The sequence below is a fragment of the Paraburkholderia fungorum genome (assembly GCF_003610895.1).
GTDB classification, from domain to species: Bacteria; Pseudomonadota; Gammaproteobacteria; order Burkholderiales; family Burkholderiaceae; genus Paraburkholderia; species Paraburkholderia fungorum_B.
Genome location: NZ_MCAS01000034.1, coordinates 272,977 through 297,095, shown reverse-complemented (window position 1 = coordinate 297,095; position 24,119 = coordinate 272,977). Strand labels below are relative to the sequence as shown.

The window sequence follows — 24,119 nt, the reverse complement described above, 5'->3', positions numbered from 1 at the left end:
GCGTCAGCTTCCGTAGACCTGCTGCGCCGGCTCGCGTTCGGCAACCAGCGCCGCGACCGCCCCACCCAGCGCCGTGACCTGCCAGCGTGCGCCGATATCGATGCGCGGCCCCGTACGCCAGCCTTCGGCCACTGCGATCATGCCGCCCGCCGCTTCGAACACCTGACCGGTCACGTCACGCGATTCAGCGCTGCCGAGCCAGACCACCAGCGGCGCAACATTGGCCGGATCGAAGTAATCGAATCCATTGGCGGGTTTTTTCATCATCTCGGCGAACACGCCTTCGGTCATCGAAGTGCGCGCCGCCGGCGCCAACGCGTTCACCCGTACGCCGTAGCGTTGCAATTCCGCAGCCTGCATCAGCGTCAAGGCGGCGATGGCCGCTTTGGCCGCACCATAGTTCGCCTGGCCGATCGACCCTTGCAGTCCCGCCCCCGAACTCGTGTTGACGATGCGCGCATCCACCTCGCGCCCCGCCTTCGACGCGTCGCGCCACTCGCGTGCCAGCAGTTGCGAAAGGCAGAAGTGCCCGCGCAGATGCACCCGCATCACGTCGTCCCAATCGGTCTCGGTCATGCTGGTGAACATCCGGTCACGGCAAATGCCCGCGTTGTTCACCAGCACATGAATCTCGCCGAAAGCTTCGTGCGTGGCGTCGATAATGCGTTGCGCCGTCTCGACACGCGTGATGTCGTCAGCGTTGGCCAGCGCCCGGCCACCGGCTCGCACGATCTCGTCGCAGACGATTTGTGCGGCCTCCTGACGAATATCGTTGACCACGACCGCCGCACCCTCGGCGGCAAACGCCAGCGCGTATTCGCGGCCCAACCCTCCCCCCGCGCCGGTAATGATCACGGTGCGTTCGTTGCAGATTCCCATGCTTGATCCTCGTAGACAGTGATGCGCCTGGTTGCGCTTACGGTTACGCTTACAGGCGCTCGATGATCGTGACGTTGGCAAGGCCGCCGCCCTCGCACATCGTTTGCAATCCGTAACGCCCTTGCGTGCGTTCAAGCTCGTGCAGCAGACTCGTCATCAGCCGCGCGCCGGTGGCGCCGAGTGGGTGGCCAAGCGCGATCGCGCCGCCGTTCGGGTTGGTCTTCTCGTGCGGATAGCGCGTCTCGGCCAGCCACGCGAGCGCCACCGAGGCAAACGCTTCATTCAGTTCCACCACGTCGATGTCGGCGAGCGCGAGGCCGGCCTTCTTCAGTGCGTGACGTGTTGCGGGAATCGGCGCGGTGAGCATCCACAGCGGATCGTCACCGAGCACGCTCAGATGATGAATACGGGCGCGCGGCGTGAGGCCGTAACGCTTGAGTGCCTCCTCGGAGACGATCAGCAGCGCCGCCGCCGCATCGCAGGTCTGGCTCGAAACGGCCGCCGTCAGCGCGCCGCCGGGCATCAGCGGTTCGAGCGACGCCATCCTGGCGAGCGTCGTGTCCTTGCGCGGCGTCTCGTCATGCAACACACCGGCGAACGGCACGATTTCACGCGTAAAGTGCCCGCCTTCGATCGCCGCCAACGCGCGCCGATGGCTCTCCAGCGCATAGCGCTCCATCGCTTCGCGCGACAGGTTCCAGTGATCCGCGATCCGTTGCGCCGCATGGAACTGCGAGACCGGCGCATCGCCAAATCGCGCGCGCCAGCCGATGCTGCCCGAGAACGGATCGGTAAACCCCAGCGGCTGAGCCGCCGTCATCGCCGACGAAATCGGAATCTGGGTCATGGTTTGCACACCGCCCGCCACCACCACATCCTGCGTGCCGCTCATCACGGCTTGCGCGGCAAAATGCACCGCCTGCTGCGACGACCCGCATTGACGGTCCACCGTGACGCCCGGCACCGTCAACGGCAAACCCGCGGCGAGCCAGCAGGTGCGGGCGATATTGCCCGCCAGCGGGCCGATCGTGTCGACGCAGCCGAACACCACGTCGTCGTATTCATCGGCGGGAATGGCGTTGCGGGCAACCAGTTCCTTCAGCACGAAGCCGCCAAGATCCGCGGCATGCACCTGCGCGAGTCCACCTTTGCGGCGGCCGGTCGGCGTGCGCAACGCATCGACGATATAAGCCTGTTTCATCACGATTCCAGTTCGAAAGTGCGTGCCGGTCCGATCGGAGCACAGGACTCGATCAGCGCGTCGGCCACGCGGGTCTTGTGAAACGTCGTGTCGCCCCAACTGCCCGAGAGCGCCCAGATACGTTTCATGAAAATCTGCAGGTCGAGTTCCCACGTGTAGCCGATCGCGCCGTGCACCTGCATCGCATGGCGCGCGGCGAGCTGCGCGGCGGCCGTCGCGGCGAGCTTCGCGTGGGAGACGTAGAGCGCGCGCTGCGGATCGTTGTCGGCGATCGCGCAGGCGGCCCGATACACCACCGGCCGCGCGAACTCGTAGCGGATCGCGACGTCGGCGAGCAGATGCTTGAGCGCCTGATACGAGCCGATCGGCTTGCCGAACTGCTTGCGCTGCGCGCTGTAATCGATGGCGACATCGAGCACGCGCTGCGTGAGCCCGAGCAATTGCGCGGCGACGGCAAACGCGCCCTGGTCGAGTGCGCGCGCCAGCAACGGCTGCGCTTCAGCGGCCGTTGCGACCCGCGTGTGCGGCGTTGCCTGCCAATCGAGTTCGAACAGCCGGCGTGAGGGGTCGACGCTCTCCACCGCAGTCAGCTTGCAAGCCTCAGGCGTGAGCCAATGCAACTCGCCATCCCGCTCGCACAACAACACCTTCGCGATATGCGCATCGCTGACATACGGATTCACCGGATGGGATATCGCGACACGTGCCGCACCCATTGCGATATCGCGCAACAGCGCGTCGCGTTGCGCGCCCGCCGGCAAACCTTCCAGCATGCCGACCGCCACGAGCGCCGTGTCGAGCAACGGTTCGGGTCCCGCGAAGTAGCCGTAGGTCTGCGCGAGCAGCGCCCACTCCACGTCGCCGAGCCCGAGACCCTCGTGACTTTCCGGCACCGACACCGCCGTCAGCCCTTGCGATGCGAACATGTCCCACATGCGCGCCGAGCGGCCCGTGGGGGTGGCCCACAACTCGCGGATCAGCTCCGGCGTCATCTCCGTCATCAGAAAGCGCTTGACGCTGCTCGCCAACGCTTCCTGATCTTCGTTGAATACGAAATCCATAGTTCCTCGCTCAATCCTTTAAGCGTCTGAATGCGCGCCGCCGCGGCTTGCCTGCCGCCCACGGCACCGGCAAGCACCGGCATTACGAGCGCGGCATGCCCAACATCCGTTCGGCGACGATGTTGCGTTGAATCTCGTTGGTGCCTGCATAGATCGGTCCGGCCTGCGCGAACAGGAACCCGTCGAGCCAGTTGCCGAGCGCCGCGTGTTGCTCCTGCGTTTGCGGCACGATCTCGCCGTGCGCGCCGAGAATATCGAGCGCGGTCTGATGCATGCGCAGATCGAGTTCGGACCAGAACACCTTGTTGGTGCTCGACTCCGCGCCAATGTGGCCGCCCTTCTGCAAACGGCTCGCGGTCGCGTAGGTGGAGAGCGCATAGGCCTGCGCATCCATCCACGAGCCGATCACCCGGTCGCGCAAGGTCGGATCGCGATCGGCCTGCTCACGGTGTGCGAGATAGAGCGCGCGCAACGCTTCAGCCGTGCGTTGAAAACGAGCGGGCGAGCGCAGCATCAAGCCACGTTCGAATCCCGCGGTCGCCATCGCGACCTGCCAGCCCATGCCTTCGCCGGCGAGCCGGTTTTCGACCGGCACTCGCACGTCGTCGAAGAAAATCTCGGCGAACCCGGTGTGGCCGTTCAACTGACGGATCGGCCGCACGGTAATGCCCGGGGTCGAGAGCGGCACCATCAGGAAAGTCAGGCCATGGTGCCGCGTGGATTGAGGATCGCTGCGAAAGAGGCCAAACAGCCAGTCGGCCCACACCGCGCGGGTCGACCAGATCTTCTGGCCGTTCAGGATGTATTCGCCGCCTCGGCCCTCATCGGTGCGGATCGCGCTCGCGCGGATCGCTGCCATGTCGGAGCCCGCGTTGGGCTCCGACCAGCCTTGCGCCCATACGTGTTCGCCCGCCGCCATGGCCGGCAGAAAGCGGGCCTTCTGCTCGTCGGTGCCGAAGTCCATCAAGGTCGGGCCGAGCAGGAAGATGCCGTTCTGATTCACGCGCATCGGTGCATCGGCGCGCCAGTACTCTTCCTCGAAAATCAGCCACTCGATCAGATCGCAACCGCGTCCACCCAGTTCGCGTGGCCACGTCACCATGCTCCAGCGGCCCGAATGCAGCGTGCGCTCCCATTCCCTGTGCGCGGCAAAACCCGCTTCGGTATCGAAGCTCGGCAGCGGCTCGCGCGGCACATGGGCCGCGAGCCAGCTGCGAATCTCGGCGCGAAACGCGCGTTGCGCCGGCGTGTAGTCGAGCTTCATGCGCGCGCTCCCGCCTGACGTTCGGCTTCGTTCGCGCCGTTGAACTGGGCGTCGCGTTTTTCGACGAAGGCCGAGCGCGCTTCCGCCGAATCGTTCGTCATGTATGCCTGCAAGGTGAAGCCCTGTTCCCAGCGGTATTTGCCTTCGAGATCGCCGTCCTCGACACCGTTCAGCGCTTCTTTCGCGAGTTGCAGCATCGCCGGACTCTTTGCGGCGATCTTGCGGGCGATCTCGAAGGCCGCGTCACGCAGTTGTTCGCGCGGCACCACGCGCTCGACAGCACCGAGCCGGTAGGCTTCGGCCGCGTCGACCATGTCGCCGGTGAAATACATGGCGCGCACTTTCTGCACGCCAAACATGCGCTGCAGGTGCGCGCCGCCGCCCATCGCACCACGGTCGATTTCGGGCACACCGAAGCGTGCGCATTCAGACGCGACGATCACGTCCGCCGCGCCGCAAATACCGATACCGCCGCCCAGCACGAAACCATGCACCGCGACGATCACCGGCTTCGGGTTGCGGTGCACCGCGCGAAAAGTCGCGTAATTGCCGGCGTTGACTGCAACGATCCGTTCGGGATGCGCCGCCAGTTCCTTGATATCGACGCCCGCGCAAAAGCCGCGTCCCGCGCCGCGCAGCACGATCACGTGCACGCTGTCGTCGCGGCCGAGCGCGCCGATGGCGTCGGCCAGAGCCTGCCAGCCGCGCGCATCGAGCGCATTGACCGGCGGCTGGTCGATCACCAGCTCGCCGATACCGCCTTCGCGTTCGATCCTGAACGGCAGCGGGCGAACGCTATTGATGGGTTCTGTCATGTCTGCGTCCCTGCTGAATGATGTGGGTTTGCTTTAGCGGGTCGTGCGTCGCGCCGGGGAAGGCGTCGCTCACGCGGGAACGGCGATGCCGCGCATGGCCGCCAACGCGTCGAGCCGTGCCACAGCCTCGTCGACGATGCGTGCGATCAAGGTCTCGCAAGGCTCGATCGCGCCGATCACCGCCGCGACCTGACCGCTCGGCAACACGCCTTCGTCCGGTTGACCCTCGACGATGGCGCGCTGAATCAGAAACGGCGCATTCGCCGCCATCAAGGTCTGGCTCGCGGTGTAGCTGTGATCGCGCAGTGCCTTGAAACCGAGCGCGGCCATCTGGCCCAGGCTCATACCGCTCTGGCGGCGCCACGCTTCCGCCGTGCGCAACGCAAACAGCGTGCGGCGCAGCGGACCGAATGCTTCGAGGCGCAGCAGATAGCGGTTGTCGATCATTCGCTGCGGCAAGCCGTCCAGTGCCGCGGACACGCGGATTTGCGAAGGATCGTCGACCTCCACATAACGCGCGAGCGTCGAGCGCGGCACCGGCGATTCTTCGGCCATCAGAAAGCGCGTGCCCATCGCAATGCCTGCCGCGCCGTAGCCAAGCGCCGCCGCGAGACCGCGCCCGTCGAAGAAACCGCCTGCGGCGATCACCGGCACGTCGACCGCGTCGAGTACGCGCGGCAGCAGCAAGGTCGTGGGCATCGAGCCGGTATGGCCGCCGCCCTCGGCGCCCTGCACCGTGACCGCGTCGGCGCCCAGCTCGACCGCTTTGGCCGCGTGCTTCGGTGCGCCCACGGTGGGAATGCACATCACGCCGGCGTCCTTGAAGCGGCGGATCGTCTTTGCGTCCGGTCCACGGCCATAGCTCACCGCACGCAACCGGTGCTTGATCGCCAGATCGACCACCTGAGCCGCGTTCGGCTGGAACATATGGAAGTTGATGCCGAACGGTTTGTCCGTCAGCTCCTTCACGCGCAGAATTTCCGCTTCGACACGGTCGGCTTCCAGCGTCGCGCCGGCGAGAAAACCGAAGCCACCCGCATTGCAGGTTGCGGCCACGAGCTTCGCGTCGGCGACCCAACCCATCGCCGTCTGCACGATCGGATAGCGGCAGCCGAGCAGATCGCACAAGGGCGTATGCAGCGTCGCGCTCATGCGGCCTCTCCTTCGGCCTTGCCGTCTGCATGCGTGGCGGCAACCGGGCGCTGCGATTCGGCCATCTTGCGGGCGTCGTAGCCACCCAGCCTGTCGCCGCTCACCAGTTCGTTGTGCGCATGTGCGAAGTGGTGCCAGGCAAATGCTGCATCCATCGCCGCGCGTTTGCCCTGCAATTCTTCGACGTGATTCACGGCCTGCTTGGTCAGCGTCAAACCGAGACGCGGCATGCGCGCGATCTTCGCGGCGATTTCCGTCGTGGTGTCCTGCAGGCGCTCGCGCGGCACGACGCGGTTGACCATGCCCATCTGATAAGCACGCGCTGCGTCCATCCGTTCGCCGAGAAACAGAAATTCCTTGGCGATGCGCGGATTCAGTTCATACGCATGGGCGAAATACTCGACGCCCGGAATGCCCATGCGCACCACCGGATCGGAAAAGAACGCATCATCGGAAGCGACGATCAGGTCGCACACCCACGCCAGCATCAGACCGCCCGCCACACACGCGCCCTGCACCATCGCGATGGTAGGCTTGGGCAAATCGCGCCAGCGGCGGCACATGCCGAGATAGACCTCCTGCTCGCGGGCGTAGAGAAACTCGCCGCCTTCCTTGCCGACATGGTCGTACCAGAGCGAGGTGCGCTCGAACGACTGATCGATGTCGCGGCCCGGCGTGCCGATATCGTGGCCCGCCGAAAAATGCTTGCCCGCGCCGGCAAGCACGATGACCTTCACTGCGTCGTCGTTCGATGCGCGCTTGAATGCCGCGTCGAGCGCATACGTCATCTTCGAGTTCTGCGCGTTGTGATACTCGGGGCGATTCATCGTGAGCGTGGCGATGCCGTCGCTCACGCGATAATCGACAACGTTTTCGTGAGTGGCTTGCATGATGTCCCTCACACGCGGCGCGGCGCGGGGTTGTTGCGCACGACGCTCGCACGCAGATTGTGCGGATCGAGTGCGCGCACGATGCGCAGATCGTCGGCGCCCGGCGGCGGCGTCACGTGCATGTCGGAATGCTGTTTCAGTTCGAAACCCGTGGCGTCCTGCACTTCGTCGAAGCTCACACCAGGATGCAGCGAGCGCACCTGCACCGCATGGTTCGCGCCGCCAAAGTCCATCACGCACAGATCGGTGATCACGCTGCGCAAATCGGTGAACGCACGCATACCGGCAATTTCGCGCGCCGGGTTGTAGCCCACGCTGCACACCATGTCGACTTCACCGGCCACAAACGTACGTTTGCCATGACCGGAAACGAAGAACGAATTCGCGTGATTGATGCTATTGCCCGGAAAACCGCGCGCGCCGAGCAATTGCGTTTTGGGGCGCGCATAGTCGTCGCCGAGCCAGGAAATATTGGCCTGGCCGAAGCGGTCGATCTGCGTGGGCATCACGAGCGCATGACGCTTGCCATGCCACACGCAATCGAACACGCGCTCATAGGTCATCAAGCCGGACGCCTGCACGCGATAGCCCGCTTCACGCGGCCCGAGCGGCACCGGGCTTTCGACCAGGTAAGCCTCACCGTCGGTCAGCATCAGCCCCGCGTTGTAGGCAAGGCGCGCAAGACCGGCGGCCAGACGCGGCCCCGTGCCAATCCCGGTTGCCAGCACTTCGCCGTCATCGCGCCAGACACGCGCCGCCGCGGCGATCATCAGTTCTGCGAGAGAATAATCGAGAGAGTCGCTCATCTGCGCTCCATTACAGAATCGGCAACGGCAACGCCGCTACATGGGACCGGCCGCCTGCGCGTTGCAGATAACCCGGTTCGTCGGCGCCTACTACATCGCTCAGGTAGGCCGCTGTTTGCTGCTGATCTTCCGCGCTCGCGCAATAGGCCTTCAGATGCGCCAGATCCCAGCCGTAAGCAGGGGCGCACGAAGTGGGATGGGCGCCGCACGGTGCGTGCACCACGCCGCTCACCAGCGACCGCTCGAAGGTGTTGCGGCGCGCGAGATCGAGGTCGTCGCTGGCCAGCGTTTCGACCAGCGTTTCGCTGCTGACGAAGCACTTCTTCGCCGCGCGGGCGAACCATGCGTCGAAGAACGGATCGGGACCGTCGATCCGCGTATTGCCCATCCTGTCCGCGGCGTTGACGTGCAGCAAGGCCGCATCGAGTTCAAGCGCCGGCATCGCCAGCAATGTTTCACCGCCGTAGGGCGATTGCACGGTGCGCAAATGCGGTGCGTGCTTCAGCAAATCGGTGCCGAGACCCACGCGCGTCGGCAGGAACGGCAAACGCGCCGCTGCCGCGCGCAGGCCGAGTTGCAGCAGGCCTTCGTCGAGTTCCCAGACGTCGAGTGCGCCCTGCTCACGCGCCCTGCGAAAATGCGGTTCGAGCGGAATCACGTCGAGCGAGACGAAGCCGAACACCAGCTTGCGGACTTTGCCTGCCGCGCACAGCAGCCCGACGTCGGGGCCGCCATACGCGACCACGGTGAGGTCTTTCAGATTCGAGCGGACAATCTCGCGCACGAGGGCCATCGGTTTGCGGCGCGGACCCCAGCCGCCGATGCCGATCGTCATGCCGTCGGCGAGTTGCGCAACGGCATCGCGCGCGCTGAGTGCTTTGTCGAGTGGTTTCATGCGTTATTCCTGCGGATTTGCTGCGGGGTTTCTGCGAGTTTTCTCATGACGGCCTAGCGGAATCCCACGCTGAAGTCATGACCCCACAGGCTCACGCGGGTCGCTTCATAGACGTTGTGCTGTGCCCAGTCGACCGTCAGGCCGCCATAGCCGTACTCCAGATCGAAGCCGCCCGGCGTTTTCATGTAGAACGAGATCATGTGATCGTTGCAATGACGGCCAAGCGTGGCGGAAAGCTTCACGCCATGCGCCGCGACGCGGTCGAGCGCGCGGCCCACTTCGTCCATCGAATCCACTTCGGCCATCACGTGGATGCAGCCGGACGGCACGGCAAGGTCCATGATCGCGAGGCTGTGGTGGCGCGCATTCCTGCAATGCAGAAAGTGGATGCGCTTTTCGGGCTCGGCGGGGTCGTCGGTGAAACGCACACGGAAGATGTCGGAAAGCTCGAAGCCGAGCACGTCGCGCAGGAAGGTGTCGGTCGCGTCGAATTGCGGGGCGGGCAGCACGGCGTGGCCGAGTCCCATTGCGCCGGTTACGAAACCGGGTACGCCGAGCGGCGAGGCGAAGCGGCGGAAATCGGCGCGCACGCCCCAGAAGAACTCATGCCGGTTGCCGGACGGGTCGGTGCACCACACCATGGCCTGCACGCGGCGCAGCGCGGCTTCCTGCGCGCTGGCGCGGATCGGTTCCACGCCGGCCAGCTCGAGGGTGCGGATCGCGTCGTCGAACGCGGCCGCGTCGGCCAGCTCCCAACCCGATGCGAAGTAGCGATCGGCGTCGCCGGGCACGATCAGGTAGCGGAAATCGCGCTCGTCCATCTTCACATACAGCGCGCCTTCCGTTGCGTCCTGCACCTGCATGCCCAGCACGTTTTCCGCGTAGCCGCGCCATGTGCTGGCATCCGCCGACTGCACGACCACGTAGCCTAAAGCCCGTACATCGATCATCTCCGACTCCTCCAGAAGCTGTTGTTGTCAGGCTTATTCTGGCGGTCCCGGGGGTGGCTAACATCGTCTGTTGGGACTAGCTTGCAGCGGTGTTTTCAGCGGTTTTTTCGTGACTTTCGACGCCGCTTCCAGCGTCACTTCTGACGGCTTCGCGAAGGCGGTATTTGAGCACCTTGCCGGCCGCGCTGACGGGCAACTGCTCGACCAGCGTGACATGGCGCGGCACCTTGTAGTTCGCCATGTTCTTGCGGGCCCAGTCGGTCAATTCCTCCGGGCTTGCATGCTCGCCTGAACGCAGCACCACGTACGCATGCCCCACCTCGCCGAGCCGTTCGTCCGGTATGCCGACCAGGGCCACTTGCGCCACGGCGGGATGCGCGCTGAACAGCCGCTCGATCTCCGCCGGATAGCAGTTGAAGCCCCCCACGATGAACATGTCCTTGATCCGATCAGTGATCCGCAGATAGCCGCGTGCGTCGAGCGAGCCGAGGTCTCCGGTGTGCAACCAGCCTTCGCTGTCGATCGTGTCGGATGTGGTGCCCTGCTCGCCGAAATAGCCTTGCATCACGTTGTAGCCGCGAATCAGGACTTCTCCTGTCTCGCCGGCGGCAAGCGCTGCGCCGCTGCTGTCGGCGATACGAATCTCCACACCGGGCATTGCGCGTCCCGACGTGTTGGCGATCGTCTCGGCATCGTCACCGCCGCGGCACAGCGCTGCAAAACCACATGACTCCGTGAGGCCATAGCCCGTCAGCACGGTTTCGAAGCCCAGTTGCGCGCACATCCGTTCGATCAGGCTCGGCGCGATCGCGGCAGCACCGGTCACCGCGACCCGCAATGACGACAGATCGCGCGTCGCCAGGTCCGGCATGTCCAGCAACGCGTGATACAGCGTCGGCGGCCCCGGCAGGACGGAGATGCGATCCCGCACGATGCGTTCGAGCACGCGCTCCGGGTTGAATACCAGATGCGGCAGCACGGTCGCGCCGCTCGCGAACGCCGCGAGCCAGCCGGCCTTGTAGCCAAAGGCATGAAAGAACGGATTGACGATCAGATAGCGGTCGCTTTCGCGCAGCGTCGCAATCTGCGCCCAATCGTGAACCGCGCGCAGATTCTGGCCGTGTGTGGTCATCACGCCCTTGGGGCGGCCGGTCGTGCCGGAGGTGAACATGATGTCCATCAGCGTGTCGGGACGCACCCCTGCCTCGCGGGCCCGGAACGCTTCCATCGAGGTGCCTGCCGCGCGCAGTTGAAACGCGTCCCAGGTCTCGTCGCAGCAGCGGCCCGCTTCCCCTGCCGGGCCGTCGAACACCACGATCCGCTCCAGCGTCGCGGGACGATGTGCGGCCAGCATGGCCGGATACGAATCGCCGAGAAAGGTGCCGCAGCAGAACAGCAGCCGCGCGCCGCTGTCCTCGAGAATCGCCGCGGCTTCCAGGCCTTTCATGCGGGTATTGATCGGCACCAGCGCCGCGCCCGTGCTGTGAATCGCCAGCGCCGCCACGATCCATTCGGCGACGTTCGGCGCCCAGATCGCGACACGCTCGCCCGGCTGGATGCCGCAGCTCATCAACGCGCGGGCCGCTTCGATTCGCGCGGCGTCCAGTTGCGCATAGCTCAGGTTGCCCTGAACGGTTTCGATCGCGGTGCGCGTGCCGTAGCGCGCGGCGCCGCGCGCGATCAGCGCGGGCGTCGTCAGGATGTGGTTGAGCGTCATGATGGATTCGATGGATGGGGTTCGCGGCAAGCGCAACACGCGAGAACCGCGTGTGCGAACCGCGAACCTAGTCGGGAAAAACCACGCGCAGCGTCGGGCTGGCGGGCGTCGCACTGCAGGCCAGCGTCCAGCCGTCGGTCAGATCGGCCGCATCGAGCACGTGGTTGGCATTCAGGTTCACGCTGCCGGCCTCGACCCGGCACATGCAGGCGCCGCACAGGCCACTGCGGCATGAATTGGGGGCCGGCACGTCGGCGCGCAGCATCGCGTCGAGCAGGGTTTCGCCGGTTTCGCAGACGAAGCTGAAGGTGTTGCCGTCGAGCAGGGTTTCGATTGCGGCGTTTGCGATGGGAGCCGGTTGCCCTGATCCGGAGGCCGAAGGCACGTCTGGCTGCTCCGGCGCCGCGGTCGCGTCCGATACGCGCGATAGGCCGGATACGGCCGATGCGCCGGATTTGCCGGTATCCGGCATCGCCGGCAAATCCGGCAGTGAAGCAAACCGCTCCACATGCACCTTCGCCCGCGGCAACCCGAGCGCCAGCATGGCCGCCAGCGCATTCTCCATAAATAGCGCCGGTCCGCAGATAAAGCATTCCTGCGTGCTCCACGGCCGCGCCAGCTCTTCCAGATGACGTTGCTGCGGAATGCCCTGCACGCTGTCGAGCCAGTGAATCACCCGCAGTCTTCCCGCATGCCGCTGTCCGAGTTGCCGCAGTTCCTCGCTGAAAATCACTGACTGCGCGTCCCGATTCGCGTAGATCAGGGTCAGCATGCCGCGCCCGTTCACGAGCGCGGATTTGAGAATCGACAGCACCGGTGTGATGCCGCTGCCGCCCGCGAACAGCAGCAGGTCGCCGTCGAGCGAACGTGGCGTGAACACGCCGGCGGGCGCCATCACGTCCAGCTCGTCGCCGGGCCGGATGCTGTCGCACATCCAGTTCGACACGCGCCCATCGCGCACCCTTTTGACAGTGATCTTCGGCGCGCGGTCAATACCCGGCGCGCTCGACAAGGAATAACAGCGCTGCACGGTGGCATCCGCGCACGGCACCTTGAGCGTGAGGAACTGCCCCGGGCGATAGCTGAAGGCATCGTGCAGCGCCTGCGGCAGATCGAACACGAAAGAGCGCGCGTCGGCGCTCTCCGCGATCACGTCCGCCACTTTGAGCCGGTGAAAACGCGAATCGGCCATGGCGGGCGAACTCAGGCCACGCCCATGATCAACTGCGCGTTGTCGATCCGGTACTCACTGCCATTGATAAAGCGCGATTCGTCAGATGCCAGGAACAGCACGAGATTGGCGATGTCTTCCGGCAAGCACATACGTGCATGCGGATCGACCGATTGCGTGAGCGCATCGCGTGTTTCTTCAGAAGTACCGAAGAACGGCGCGGTCATCGGCGTGAGAATGCCGTCCGGGTGAATGGTGTTGCAGCGAACCTTGTAGCCCTGCTGCTTGCAGTGCGCGGCAATGGCACGCGTCATGGCCGTCACCGCGCCCTTGCTGGCCGAATAGGCGCAGAACATGCCGAGCCCGCCCAAAGCCGCCACCGACGACATATTGACGATCGAACCGCCCTTCTCCTTCATCGCCTTCACCGCCGCGCGGCAACCGAGAAAATAGCCTTCGGCATTGATCTGCAGTACTCGCTGCCATTGTTCGAGTGTGGTGTCCTCGATGCTGCCGAGCAGCAGCACCGCCGCGTTATTGACCAGCACGTCCGGCGTGCCGAAGGCCGTTTGCGCCGCGCCGAACACATCGTTCCAGCCGCTCTCGGACGTGATGTCGTGACGCACGAACAGGGCCGCGTCGCCGATCTGCGCCGCCACTTCACGGCCGGCTTCCTCGTTGACGTCGGTGAGCACCACGCGCGCGCCTTCACGGGCGAACAGCAACGCGTCCTGTTTGCCGACGCCGCTCGCCGCACCCGTCACGACGGCGATCTTGCCTTTGAGTCTGTCTCCCATCTTCGTTCTCTCTTTCAGTGTCAGTCAGTTTCAGTCAGGAAATGGGCGGCGTTCGCGAGAACCACGCCCGCTGCGGCCCGGCCCGCCTGGCGGCCGGACCAGATACAGTCCGCGAGCGAAAGGCCGCTCACATAATGATTCGATGCGAGGCCGCACGCAGCCCGGCCGGCGGCGAACAGGCCTTCGATCGGTGTGCCCCGCGCCGACAGCACCGCGTTGCTCGTCTCGTCGACTCGCAAGCCGCCTAACGTGATCGACGGGCACGGGAAAACGCGGCTGTCCGATGAAATGTCGATCGCGTAGTACGGGCCGTGCGTGAGCGGTTGCAACATGGCAGCGGATTTGCCGAACGCACGGTCGATGCCGTTCAGCGCGCTCAGGTTGTACGCATTGACGGTTCGTTCGAGCACCGCCGGATCAGCGCCAATGCGTGCGGCAAGGCCAACCAGCGAACGGGCGCGCTTGCGGCCTGCCAGCATTAACAGCAGCGCGGGCACGCTCTGAAACGCCCACAGCTTGCCGCGCCAGCATTCCTTGAGCGCGTGCTTCACAAGCCGGGCGTCGAGAATCAGCCACGCATGCCCTTCGCGGGTTTCGCACATCGCGTGGCCGAGCGCGGCGCCATACACTTCCTCGTTGCAAAAGCGCTCGCCGTGGCGATCCACGACGCAGCCTTGCGCCCATGCATAGGGCGGATTGATGAAACGCCACGCGGACACCCGTTCGAGCCGTTGCGCGACGCCACCGGCGGACAAACCGAGCCGGATGCCCGAACCGTCGCAACCGGTAGTGCCAAGACGCCAGTTCGGCAGATAACGCGGTGCGTAGTGCGCCACCATCGACCGGTTGAAGATGAAGCCGCCGGTGCTCAACACCACCGCATCGGCCTTGATCGTGATGAGCCGGCCCTCGCGCTGCTCGACGCGATGGAGCGTGGCGCGTAAGCGGTCGGCCCACGCCGGCATGCCGTTATGCAGGCGCTCGGCCCAGCGCGCGAGCCGCCGATGGACGCGCTGCGCACGGCCAGGCGCCACTTGCCAGACTTGCGCGCCGATCACTCGCCCGCTGCGGTCGGTGACCAGTCTGCGCACGCTGGCATGGCGCATCGTGTCGACGAATGGCTGCGCCTCCACCGCGCGCCGCAGCGTGTCGTACAGCACGCGCCCGGACATGCCGTCGCCGACCACGCGATGCCCACGCGGCGCGGGCGCATGTTCGCGCACCGCGTCGCCCACGGCTTCATTGCCCGAGTAGTACAGGTAATAACGGTTCTGCGGATACGAGGTCTTGCGCGGCGGCACCGACGCGGCAAAACGCACACCGAGACGCTCGAGCCAGCGCAGCATATCGACGCTGCCCGCGCAAAAGCGCTTGAGCGTTGCCGCGGACACCGCGTCGCCCACTTCCTGCTGCAGGTACGCGAACATTGCCTCGGGCGTGTCGCCGTAGCCCGCTTCGGTTTGATAACGCGTGCCGCCGCCCGCGTACACCACGCCGCCGCTTCTAGCGCTCGCGCCGCCGCCCTCGAAGCGCTCGACGATCCGCACTTTCGCCCCGGCTGCCGCCGCTTCCAGCGCGGTGCACGCGCCTGCCGCGCCAAAACCCGCCACCAGCACGTCGCACACGTCGTCCCAGCGCACGCAGGCGGGGTCGTCGACGACGAGCGGCGCTTCGACCGGTGTGGCCGATTCCTGCGACGCGGACGAAGGGTTCTGCATCGCGCGTCCGCTCAGACCGTTGCGCAGCGCGCGGGCGCGGCAGCAGTGGTGTAGATACCGTCCACATACACCAGCGGATCGACTTCGCCGCTGATTAGCACCTGCTCGACGCGGCCGATAAAGATCGCATGCGTGCCGTAATCGAAGCGGCCGTCCTGCGTGCAGATCAGACTCGCTTGCGCATCGTGCAGATACGGCACGCCATGATCCGAACGCTGCCAGTTGCCGGTCGTGAAGCGTTCTTCGCCTTTGAGGCGTCCGCTGCAATCGATCGCAATGTGCTGATGCTGCGCCGAGAGCACATTCACGCAAAACGCCGCGCCCTGGTCGAGCGGCGGAAAAATCGACGACGTGCGGTTAATGCAGATCAGGAGCGACGGCGGCTCGGTCGACAGCGAATCGACCGCGGTGGCCGACATCGAATAGCGCCGTTCGCCGTCGCTGCAACTGATCACGGCGACCGAGCGCGCGAGGCGGCGCATCGCAAGCAACATGTCCGCGCGCAATGGATGAGAAGTAAGGTCGGTCATGGCGTGACTCCGCGAAGTTCGTTGCTGGCAGCGCGTGCCGGTTCTGAGGGACTGCTGTCGCGATCATCGCCGGCGTCGGCGAGATGATTCGCGGCGATGTAGCCGAAGGTCATGGCGGGTCCAAGTGTCGAACCCGCGCCGGGATAACTCGCGCCCATCATCGACGCGCTCGTGTTGCCGATCGCGTAGAGTCCGGCGATCGGCGTGCCGTCTGCGTGCAGCACCCGGGCGCGGGCGTCGGTGAGAAGACCGCCTTTGGTGCCGATGTCGCCCGCGTCGATACGCACCGCGTAGAACGGTCCGGTCGCAATCGGCGCGAGGCAAGGATTCGGCTTGACGCTGGGGTCGCCGTAGTAGATGTCGAAGGCGTTGCCGCCTTTGGCGAATTCTTCGTCGATACCCGTCGTGGCGTAGCGATTCATCTTTGCTACAGTGTCGCGCAAGCCTTGTGCATCGACGCCGATTTTCGCGGCCAGCGCATCGAGCGAATCGGCCTTGTAGAGCAGCGAACGAAAGGCCGCCGGAATGCGGGTGTCCGGCATCATCGCGCCGGGCATGATCGGCCCGCACGGGTACTTGTGGCGGAACTGCGCGTCGAACACCATCCAGGCCGGTACGCACGCGCCGGTTTGCGCATGGTCGCGATACATCGCCGGCACGAACTCCGAATACGGCGCAGCTTCGTTGACGAAACGCTTGCCCAGTCCGTTGACCACCACACAACCGGGCAAATTGCGCTCGACGAACAGCGCGCGCTGCTTTTCCTCCTGATCCACGTGGACCGTCGGCGCGCCCCACACGTGCTCCATCAAGGCGATCTGCGCGCCCAGTTTCAAACCGACGGCAATCGCATCCCCGGTATTGTTCGGCGGCGTTGCGCTCCACTGCGCTTGCGTGGGATGCGGCAGATAGCGCTCGCGCATCGCCTGGTTGCGCTCGAAGCCACCGGCCGCGAGAATCACGCCGCGCCGCGCGAGCACGCGCACGGTCTGCGCACCACGCTCCACCACGACACCCGTTACACGTCCGTCTGCTTCGAGCAGTTCGGTCATCGGCGCATTGAGCCACAGCGGAATGTCGCGATCGAGCAAGGCACGGCGCAGGCCGCCTGCCAATGCATTGCCGAGCGTCAGGCGGCGATCGCGCCGCGAACGGCTGCGCGCGCGCAGATCGAACCAGTAGCGGCCGAATTGTTTCAGCGCGAGCCCGATGTATCCGGGCGCTTTCGAGAGCAGGATGTGCGCCTCTTTCGAGGTCACCGCCACTCGCCCACCGATCAGCGTGCCGGGTGAAGGCAGCCGCAGGCGCGCGAACTCGTCACCAAGCGACGCACCATCCACCGGCAGCGGATCGAGCGCGCGGTAACCCGGCATCGATCCGGGCAAATCCTGAAAGTAGTCCGCGTACTTCGGCAACGCTTCATAACGCACCGGCGTATTCGCTTCGACGTAGCGCAGCATCTCAGGCGCGGTGTCGAGATAGGCGTCGATCCGCTCGCTCGCGGTGGCGCCTTGCGTGCAAGCGTCGAGATAGGTTCGTGCGGCCGCGCGCGTATCCGTGACGCCCTGTTCGGCGATATGGTGGTTGCACGGAATCCAGATGCCACCGCCCGAAACCGCCGAGGTCCCGCCGTACACTTCGCTCTTTTCGAGCACGATGACGGACAGGCCGCGATCGGCCGCGCGGCAGGCGGCCAGCATGCCGCCCGCGCCGGAGCCGACCACCACCACGTCGAACACGTAGTTCTGCGTTTGCTGTTGGCTCATGGCGGCATCCATCAGACGAAGAAATCGGTGTTCGGACGCCCTAACATCACGGCGCCGAGATTCTGGCCGAAACGATCCAGGTTGTTCGCGTAGTGCGCGCGCGCGGCATGCAGATCGAGAAAGCGCCGCACCAGCGGATTGCGGTTGTAGATGCCGTTGCCTCCCGCATAGCGCAGCAACGCGTTGGCAGCCTGCGCGCAGCGTTCCGCCACTTGCGCGGATTGATAACGGAAGTGCACGCGGCGCTCGATCGATACCGCCGTGCCGCCATTGACCGCCGCGAGCAGCTCGGCGAAGTTGCGCATCAGCAGCACTTTCATTTCGTCGATCGCGACCGCCGCGTTGGCGCATGCGGTTTGCGCGCCGGTGTCGTCGGTGGTTTTCGCGCCGCTGTTGGCGCTCACGCGAGTGGCCGCGTAGGACGTGAAGTCGTCCAGCGCGCCTTGCAATGCGCCAATGCACGCCGTGCACACCGCACGCACGAAAATCTGCGCGAACGGCAGATGGAACAACGGTGCATCGTTGAGCGCGAGACCGGGGCTCGTGCCCATCATGCCGTCGATCGCCTTGTGCGTGCGATAGTCCGGCACGAACGCATCGTTCACCACGATGTCGTGGCTGCCGGTCGCGCGCAGTCCTAGCACGTCCCAATCCTGTTCGATCGTGTAATCGCTTTTCGGCAGCAGGAAGGTGCGGTATTCCGGCGGCTCGCCCGCTTTCGCCGGCGGCACGAGCGCACCGAGAAAGACCCATTCGCACAGCTCGCTGCCGCTCGAGAATTTCCAGTGCCCGGACAGCCGGAAACCGCCTTCAACCGGTGTCACACGGCCCACCGGCATGTAGGTCGACGCGATCAGCGTGCCTGGGTCCTTGCCCCACACGTCCTGCTGCGCGCGTTCGTCGAACAGCGCCAGCTGCCAGTTGTGCACGCCGATCACGCCGTACACCCATGCGGTCGACATGCAACCGCGCGCCACCGCCATCTGGATCTCGAAGAAGGTTTGCGGATCGAGTTCGTAGCCGCCATAGCGCTTCGGCTGAAGCACCTTGAAAAAACCGGCGGCCTGAAAATCGGCCAGCGTTTCGGCCGGAATCCGGCCATTCGCCTCGGCCTGCGCGGCACGCCCGGCGAGTACCGGCGCGAGCGCTTCGGCGCGGGCGATCAGTTCGGCTGCAAGGGCGTTCGAATCATTGTCGCGATGCACGGCTGTCTCCATGATGGCGCGCGAGAAGGACGCCGCGCCTGTTTTGTTGGGATCATCTTCGAGCTGCGGTCGCGGCGTCGCATCGTCTGAAGAGACTAGCGACGCCCGCCTCGCCCGTTGTTACGCGGCAACGTTATGCAGCGACCTGTGCTTTCTGCTTCTCGCTCTTCAGGCGATTGAAGTAAGGAATCACGTGCTCGCCGATGTTGCGGATCGTTTCGAGCTGCGCTTCCTGAGACACCGTGCCCATCTGGCACAGGAACAGCACTTCATCCACACCCGCTTCCATCAGGCGGCCCACGTAGCCGATGCAATCGTCGACTGTGCCGTACGCGTGATTCGGGTTCATCATCGAAAGCGCCGGATCGCTGAAGTCGACCACCACCTCTTCTGAAGCGAAGCGCGAGCGGATCACCATTTCGCCGGTATTGCCCTTCACGAGGTCGTCGCCCCAGCTATCCGGGTTCGGACGTTCGCCGCCCGTGTACCAGTACGCCAGCGACTCCATGAAATAACGCTGACCGCGAATGCCGATCTTGCGGGCCTGCTGGCCGTCGTTCAGCACCACGGTCGGGCACAGTGCGGCCAGATGCTGCGTCGGACGGAAACCGACCTGGTCTTCGGGCTTGCGGGTCGCCCACGCTTCGCGATACAGCGCGTTTTTCTTCGCGACTTCATCCGGGCCGCCGAAACCGAGCACCAGTGCGCCGAGACCACGCTGACCGGCACGCAGCAGGCCATCGTTGTTGGTGCAGGCCATGTACATCGGCGGATGCGGGTCCTGGAACGGCTTCGGATGAATCGGCCGTTTAGGAATCTTGATGTATTTGCCGTCGTGCTCGATCTCGTCCTGCACGAACATCTTCGGCACCAGGTACATCGATTCGTCGATCATCGGTTGCAGCTCGGCGAGGTCGTAGCCGAACGCCCCTGCTTCCTGCTGGCTGCCGCCTTTGCCGACGCCGAAATGCACACGGCCGCCCGACAGAATGTCGAGCATGGCCACGCGTTCGGCCACCTTGATCGGATGATTCATCGCGGGCGGCAGGCAGATCACGCCATGGCCGAGGCCGATACGGGTCGTGCGGCCGGCCAGATAAGCGAGAAAAGTCTCCGGGGCGCTCATATGCGCGTAGTTCGTCAGCGACGTGTGTTCGACGCACCAGACGGTATCGAAACCCATCTGTTCTGCGAGCAAGGCCTGCTCGACGGTCTCCTTGAATACCCGGTGATCGCCTTCCCGCGAAGCGTCCGTGGTCTGGGCTTCGTAAATCAGAGAAAACTTCATTGCGTGCGTCTCCATGAATTTTGGACTGTGCTGAAACGGGCGGTCCGCTCCCGGCTCACCGATTCCGACGATGATCGTGACGGTCCACGGAATGAAGTTTCAGTTCGCGCGTGCGCCCCGGCATCGTCTATTTGGATTAACGGTGCGTGCTTTGATGTGGAAGCGCTGATCGCAGGCCTGTTTACCGCATGTTTCGCCGCGTTTTTCGTCGCCTAGCTAGTCCGATTGGACCTCGTACGGCGCGCCTTGCTGACGCTACGATCGAGCCGCTATACAACGCTGCTCAACTGATGGGAGTGCAATGCAATGAAGGCTTCGATGATGCTGTACCCGGTCGAGACGATCGACGCGGCGCTGCCGCTCTTTGTCGACGGGCTCGGTTTGACGGTGAAGTTCCGTGACGGCGAACGCTATTGCGCGCTCGATGGCGGTGCGCTGAGCGTCGCGCTGGTGGCGGGCGAGGAGCGGATCGTCGAACGCGCGGCGCTGGTGTTTCGCGTCGACGAAAACGACGACCTGTATGCGGCGATGGCGCGGGTGGTCGCGGCGGGTGCGTCAGTACGCGTGCCGGTACAGCAAGGGCCGCACGAATGGCGCGCGGTGCTGGAGGACAGGAACGGCGCGTTGCTGGTGTTGTCGCAAAAGCGCGCGGTTTAAGCGCCTGGAAGACGTGCGGCGCCTGCTGAAGGCGCCGCACAGGCGATATGGATGGGTACAGGCAGGTCCACGCGCACACAGCCGCGTGGCACACGTTCGTTCAGTGGCGTTCAGCCGAGCGGCACCACACTGCCCAGCAGAATGCGCACGAGCGTGGCCTGACGCGTGACACCCGTCTTCGAGAAGATGGCCCGCAGATGGGCCCGCGCGGTGTTCTTGCTGATACCCAGTTCGTCGGCCGCCTCTTCCAGCGTCAACCCATTGGTCAACAGCAAGGCGAGCGAGGTCTCCGCCGGCGTGAGGTCGAACAGCTTGCGCACGATCTCCTGCGAGCCTTGCGATTTGCGATCGGGATCGCGCAGGAACAGCACGGTGGCAGGACGGCGTTTGTTGTCCTCGGACCAGTCCGAGAGCGGAATCGTGCGCACCAGCACGCCGAGTTTCGGCTTGTCGCAACCGCGCGTGATCGGCATGGCTTCGACAATCGGCGCGGCCGTGCCGAAGTGGCCCATCAGCGCATGGCGCACCAGCCGTTGCAAATTGCGGTTCTCCTGCGTATCGGTCGCCTCGACGTTGCCATGCACGATGCGCAGGCCGTTGCCCTGCGCGAGAATCTCGTCGGCCACGCTGTTGGTGCGCATGATCGCGCCGCTCTCGTCGAGCGTCACCGTACCCACCAGCATGCGGTCGATCGCGCTCGCATACAGCGTGCGCTCCGACTCCACGATATCGAGCCGTGAATGCAGTTCCACCGCGCGCCGCAAATGCGGCAGCAGTAGCGCGCAAAACGCTTTGTCGCGTGCGGAAAAATGCTTCGACGCGTGACTGCGGCATACGCGAAAGCGGCATTCGACACCGGATTCCGTGCGCAGATCGGCACCCATGATGTAGCGAATATCGGCCGGTTTCAGGAACTGCTTGTAGAGTTCGCTGGTGAGCCAACCCGTGTCGCCGAATACTTCGTCGACCGTCACCACGCGATCGGCCGGCAAACCGACGAACGGGTCGAGCGAATAGTAGTAGTTGTTGTACGACGCTTCGCCCGGCACGCCCGAACCCATTTCGGAAGCATGCACCATCAGACCGCGCCGGTCGCTCGAAGGTGAACGCAGAATCAGGGTGGCATAGCTCGCACCGAGCGAAGTGCGGATCAACTCGAGCGCGCTTGCCCACGGCGTGCTTTCCAGCGCCCCCTGATAAATGCGCGCGGTCAGTTCGCTGAACTGCGCGACGCTCACCTCGGCCAGTTCACTCATGGCCTGGCCCTCTTCAGGGGCCCATTTTGTCTCCATCAACACTCTCCGTCCTCCATGCGATGTTGCATCGCGACGCCAAGCTTAAGGGTCGATCTGTTCGCTGGCATCAGGAGAAGTACTTAGCTCGGGAAAGTTTCGCTGAGCGTGCGAACGAACTCTCGTCCAATCGGACGATGCCCCCGTCAAGCTGCCGCGCTTCAATGCATTCAATGTTGCGGCGTGCGCGCCGAATACCCTGATTTGCAGCTCGATTCGGGTCTGGCGCGGCCGTATCGCCTATACCCGGTATAGCCGCTTTCATCATATTCTCAGGAGACCCGATGGCGCTCGATCCCCAGGCGCAGGCCGTGCTCGCCGCTTTCGCCGGCATGCCCCCACTCGATTTCGCGCAACTCACCGTGCCCGCATACCGTGCAATGCTCGCTGCGGGCGGCGGTTTTGCGCCGGGCGACCCCGTCGCTTCGGAAGAAGATTTGACGATTCCGACCGCCGGCGGCCCGCTCGCCGCGCGTCTCTACCGGCCAGTGGTCGAAAACAGCGATGCCTTGCTGCCCCTTACTGTCTTCTTTCACGGCGGCGGCTTTGTTTCTTGCGGGCTCGATACTCACGCGAACATTTGCCGCTGCCTCGCGCAACGCGCGCGAACGGTCGTGCTATCGGTCGATTACCGCCTTGCGCCAGAGGCACGCTTTCCGGCCGCCGCACTCGATGCGTGCGACGCCGTGCGCTGGGCCGCGTCCAGTTCAGCCGATTTGCGCGTGCGGCCCGGCGCGCTCGCCGTTGCGGGCGACAGCGCCGGCGGCAATCTGGCAGCGGTGGTCGCGCAACAGTTGCGTCATGGCGCCGTGAATGTCGCGCATCAGGTGCTGTTCTATCCGGTGGTGGATTGCGCCACCGAACATCCTTCATATGAATCGATGGGTGACGGGTACCTCCTGACGGCGAACATGATGCGCTGGTTCAAAGACCAGTACTTCGCGCCGGGCGCCGATCGTGCCGATCCACTCGCCAGTCCCCTGGCCGCAGCCGATCTCACGGGTGTGGCCAGCGCCACCGTCATCAGCGCCGAATACGATCCATTGCGCGACGAGGTCGAGCACTATGCGGCGCGGCTCGCACAAGCGGGCGTGCTCACAACGCATCTGCGCTGGCCGGGACAGATGCATGGTTTCGCCAGTCTGCTCGGTGCGCTCGATGCGGCCGACCATGCACTCACGATCGCGGCGCGCGCCTTGCGCCATGCGCTGCACGTTCAGAACACCTGACTCCGCCCAACTGACAAGACATGACTGCATTGATCCGCCTCGCGGCCGAAGACGGTATCGCGACGCTCACGTTCGACCGCCCCGAGGCACTGAACGCGCTCAACGAAGCGATGGCCAACGAACTGAACGCCAAGCTCGCACGCCTCGCTCATCATGACGAGATCCGTGCGATCGTACTGACGGGCGCCGGCAACGCCTTCATGGCGGGCGGCGACTTGCAGACCATGCGCGCCGCACTCGACGAAAAACCCGTGGTACGCGACCGTTCGATCGGCAAACTCGTGCGGCTCGCGCAAACCGTGGTCGAGACCGTCACGGGTTCGCGCAAGCCGGTGATCGCCAGCATCAACGGCGCCGTGGCGGGCTTCGGCTTGAGCCTCGTCGCGGCCTGCGATCTGGCTATCGCCGCGAAGAGCGCGACCTTTACGTCGGCGTATGGCCGCATCGGCACCTCCCCCGACGGCGGCGCGACCTATACGCTACCGCGCGCGCTCGGCACCAAACAGGCCGCGCAATGGATGTACCTCGACGAGCGCCATACGGCCGATGAAGCGCTGCGAACCGGCATCGTCAACTGGGTCGTCCCGGACGACGAACTCGCCGCGCAAACGCGCTCGCTTCTGAAGCGAATGGGTGCGCTCTCGCCGGATGCCTTCGCGCAAACCAAGAACCTGATCCTGCACGCACCCGAGCGCAGCTTCGCCGAGCATCTGTACGCGGAACAACGCAGCTTTCTGCACTGCGCGGCGGGCGAAGATTTTCGCGAAGGCATCGACGCTTTCTTCGACAAGCGCGCACCCGTATTCGGCTCCAGCGCACGTTAAGCGCCTTGCCTC

At 64.9% G+C, this 24,119-nt stretch carries 22 protein-coding genes; 3 read left to right on the top strand and 19 right to left on the bottom strand.

Annotated features, from left to right (window positions below; genetic code table 11):
* Positions 1-3 precede the first annotated feature (3 nt).
* From BCY88_RS27965 to BCY88_RS27880, 18 genes are all read right to left on the bottom strand, one after another.
* A complete protein-coding gene (locus BCY88_RS27965) occupies positions 4-879 on the bottom strand; it encodes an SDR family oxidoreductase (protein WP_120347391.1) in 876 nt (291 codons plus the stop codon).
* Between the two features lie 49 nt (positions 880-928).
* Entirely contained in the window at positions 929-2,080 is a 1,152-nt protein-coding gene (locus BCY88_RS27960) for an acetyl-CoA C-acetyltransferase (protein ID WP_120347390.1), read from the bottom strand.
* Positions 2,080-3,141, bottom strand: a complete 1,062-nt coding sequence (locus BCY88_RS27955) for an acyl-CoA dehydrogenase family protein (protein ID WP_120347389.1) — start codon at positions 3,139-3,141, stop codon at positions 2,080-2,082. Before BCY88_RS27955 ends, BCY88_RS27960 begins: the two co-directional genes overlap by 1 nt.
* 82 nt (positions 3,142-3,223) lie before the next feature.
* On the bottom strand, positions 3,224-4,405 hold the full coding sequence (locus tag BCY88_RS27950; RefSeq protein WP_120347388.1) for an acyl-CoA dehydrogenase family protein: 1,182 nt from the start codon (positions 4,403-4,405) through the stop codon (positions 3,224-3,226).
* On the bottom strand, positions 4,402-5,220 hold the full coding sequence (locus BCY88_RS27945; RefSeq protein ID WP_120347387.1) for an enoyl-CoA hydratase family protein: 819 nt from the start codon (positions 5,218-5,220) through the stop codon (positions 4,402-4,404). Before BCY88_RS27945 ends, BCY88_RS27950 begins: the two co-directional genes overlap by 4 nt.
* A gap of 69 nt (positions 5,221-5,289) precedes the next feature.
* Entirely contained in the window at positions 5,290-6,372 is a 1,083-nt protein-coding gene (locus tag BCY88_RS27940) for an NAD(P)H-dependent flavin oxidoreductase (RefSeq protein WP_120347386.1), read from the bottom strand.
* Positions 6,369-7,262 (bottom strand): enoyl-CoA hydratase, encoded by an 894-nt coding sequence (locus BCY88_RS27935; RefSeq protein ID WP_120347385.1) that lies wholly within the window; start codon positions 7,260-7,262, stop codon positions 6,369-6,371. The genes BCY88_RS27940 and BCY88_RS27935 overlap by 4 nt, the downstream gene beginning before the upstream one ends.
* 8 nt (positions 7,263-7,270) lie before the next feature.
* Positions 7,271-8,068 (bottom strand): CoA-transferase subunit beta, encoded by a 798-nt coding sequence (locus BCY88_RS27930; RefSeq protein ID WP_120347384.1) that lies wholly within the window; start codon positions 8,066-8,068, stop codon positions 7,271-7,273.
* 10 nt (positions 8,069-8,078) lie between these two features.
* Complete coding sequence (locus tag BCY88_RS27925) at positions 8,079-8,963, bottom strand: CoA transferase subunit A (protein ID WP_120347383.1); 885 nt, start codon at positions 8,961-8,963, stop codon at positions 8,079-8,081.
* Between the two features lie 53 nt (positions 8,964-9,016).
* Positions 9,017-9,913, bottom strand: coding sequence for a VOC family protein (locus BCY88_RS27920; protein ID WP_120347382.1), 897 nt, complete (start codon positions 9,911-9,913; stop codon positions 9,017-9,019).
* A 76-nt stretch (positions 9,914-9,989) separates the two neighbouring features.
* Positions 9,990-11,630: a FadD3 family acyl-CoA ligase gene (locus BCY88_RS27915; RefSeq protein ID WP_120347381.1), complete on the bottom strand. Its 1,641-nt coding sequence runs from the start codon at positions 11,628-11,630 to the stop codon at positions 9,990-9,992.
* A gap of 67 nt (positions 11,631-11,697) precedes the next feature.
* Positions 11,698-12,822 (bottom strand): ferredoxin--NADP reductase, encoded by a 1,125-nt coding sequence (locus tag BCY88_RS27910; RefSeq protein ID WP_120347380.1) that lies wholly within the window; start codon positions 12,820-12,822, stop codon positions 11,698-11,700.
* Positions 12,823-12,833: 11 nt separating this feature from the next.
* Positions 12,834-13,598 carry a glucose 1-dehydrogenase gene (locus BCY88_RS27905; protein WP_120347379.1) on the bottom strand — a complete coding sequence of 255 codons (765 nt, stop codon included), beginning with the start codon at positions 13,596-13,598 and terminating at the stop codon, positions 12,834-12,836.
* 20 nt (positions 13,599-13,618) lie between these two features.
* Positions 13,619-15,316: an FAD-binding protein gene (locus BCY88_RS27900; RefSeq protein WP_120347378.1), complete on the bottom strand. Its 1,698-nt coding sequence runs from the start codon at positions 15,314-15,316 to the stop codon at positions 13,619-13,621.
* A gap of 11 nt (positions 15,317-15,327) precedes the next feature.
* On the bottom strand, positions 15,328-15,846 hold the full coding sequence (locus BCY88_RS27895) for a flavin reductase family protein (RefSeq protein ID WP_120347377.1): 519 nt from the start codon (positions 15,844-15,846) through the stop codon (positions 15,328-15,330).
* Positions 15,843-17,612: an FAD-dependent oxidoreductase gene (locus BCY88_RS27890; protein ID WP_120347468.1), complete on the bottom strand. Its 1,770-nt coding sequence runs from the start codon at positions 17,610-17,612 to the stop codon at positions 15,843-15,845. Before BCY88_RS27890 ends, BCY88_RS27895 begins: the two co-directional genes overlap by 4 nt.
* A gap of 11 nt (positions 17,613-17,623) precedes the next feature.
* Positions 17,624-18,817 carry an acyl-CoA dehydrogenase family protein gene (locus BCY88_RS27885; RefSeq protein WP_120347467.1) on the bottom strand — a complete coding sequence of 398 codons (1,194 nt, stop codon included), beginning with the start codon at positions 18,815-18,817 and terminating at the stop codon, positions 17,624-17,626.
* 133 nt (positions 18,818-18,950) lie between these two features.
* A complete protein-coding gene (locus tag BCY88_RS27880; protein WP_120347376.1) occupies positions 18,951-20,105 on the bottom strand; it encodes an LLM class flavin-dependent oxidoreductase in 1,155 nt (384 codons plus the stop codon).
* Positions 20,106-20,411: 306 nt separating this feature from the next.
* On the opposite strand from BCY88_RS27880, the gene BCY88_RS27875 reads away from it, so the two are divergent.
* Complete coding sequence (locus BCY88_RS27875; protein WP_120347375.1) at positions 20,412-20,762, top strand: VOC family protein; 351 nt, start codon at positions 20,412-20,414, stop codon at positions 20,760-20,762.
* Between the two features lie 110 nt (positions 20,763-20,872).
* Here the strand turns inward: BCY88_RS27875 and BCY88_RS27870 are convergent, their stop codons facing one another.
* Positions 20,873-22,054 (bottom strand): helix-turn-helix transcriptional regulator, encoded by a 1,182-nt coding sequence (locus BCY88_RS27870; protein WP_120347374.1) that lies wholly within the window; start codon positions 22,052-22,054, stop codon positions 20,873-20,875.
* 284 nt (positions 22,055-22,338) lie between these two features.
* Here BCY88_RS27870 and BCY88_RS27865 point away from each other — a divergent pair, with 284 nt between their 5' ends.
* Together BCY88_RS27865 and BCY88_RS27860 are read left to right on the top strand one after the other, a co-directional pair.
* The gene (locus BCY88_RS27865) at positions 22,339-23,283 is read left to right on the top strand and encodes an alpha/beta hydrolase (RefSeq protein ID WP_120347373.1); all 945 of its coding nucleotides are present in this window, start codon (positions 22,339-22,341) and stop codon (positions 23,281-23,283) included.
* Between the two features lie 20 nt (positions 23,284-23,303).
* Positions 23,304-24,107, top strand: coding sequence for an enoyl-CoA hydratase/isomerase family protein (locus BCY88_RS27860; protein ID WP_120347372.1), 804 nt, complete (start codon positions 23,304-23,306; stop codon positions 24,105-24,107).
* The last annotated feature ends 12 nt before the right edge of the window (positions 24,108-24,119 follow it).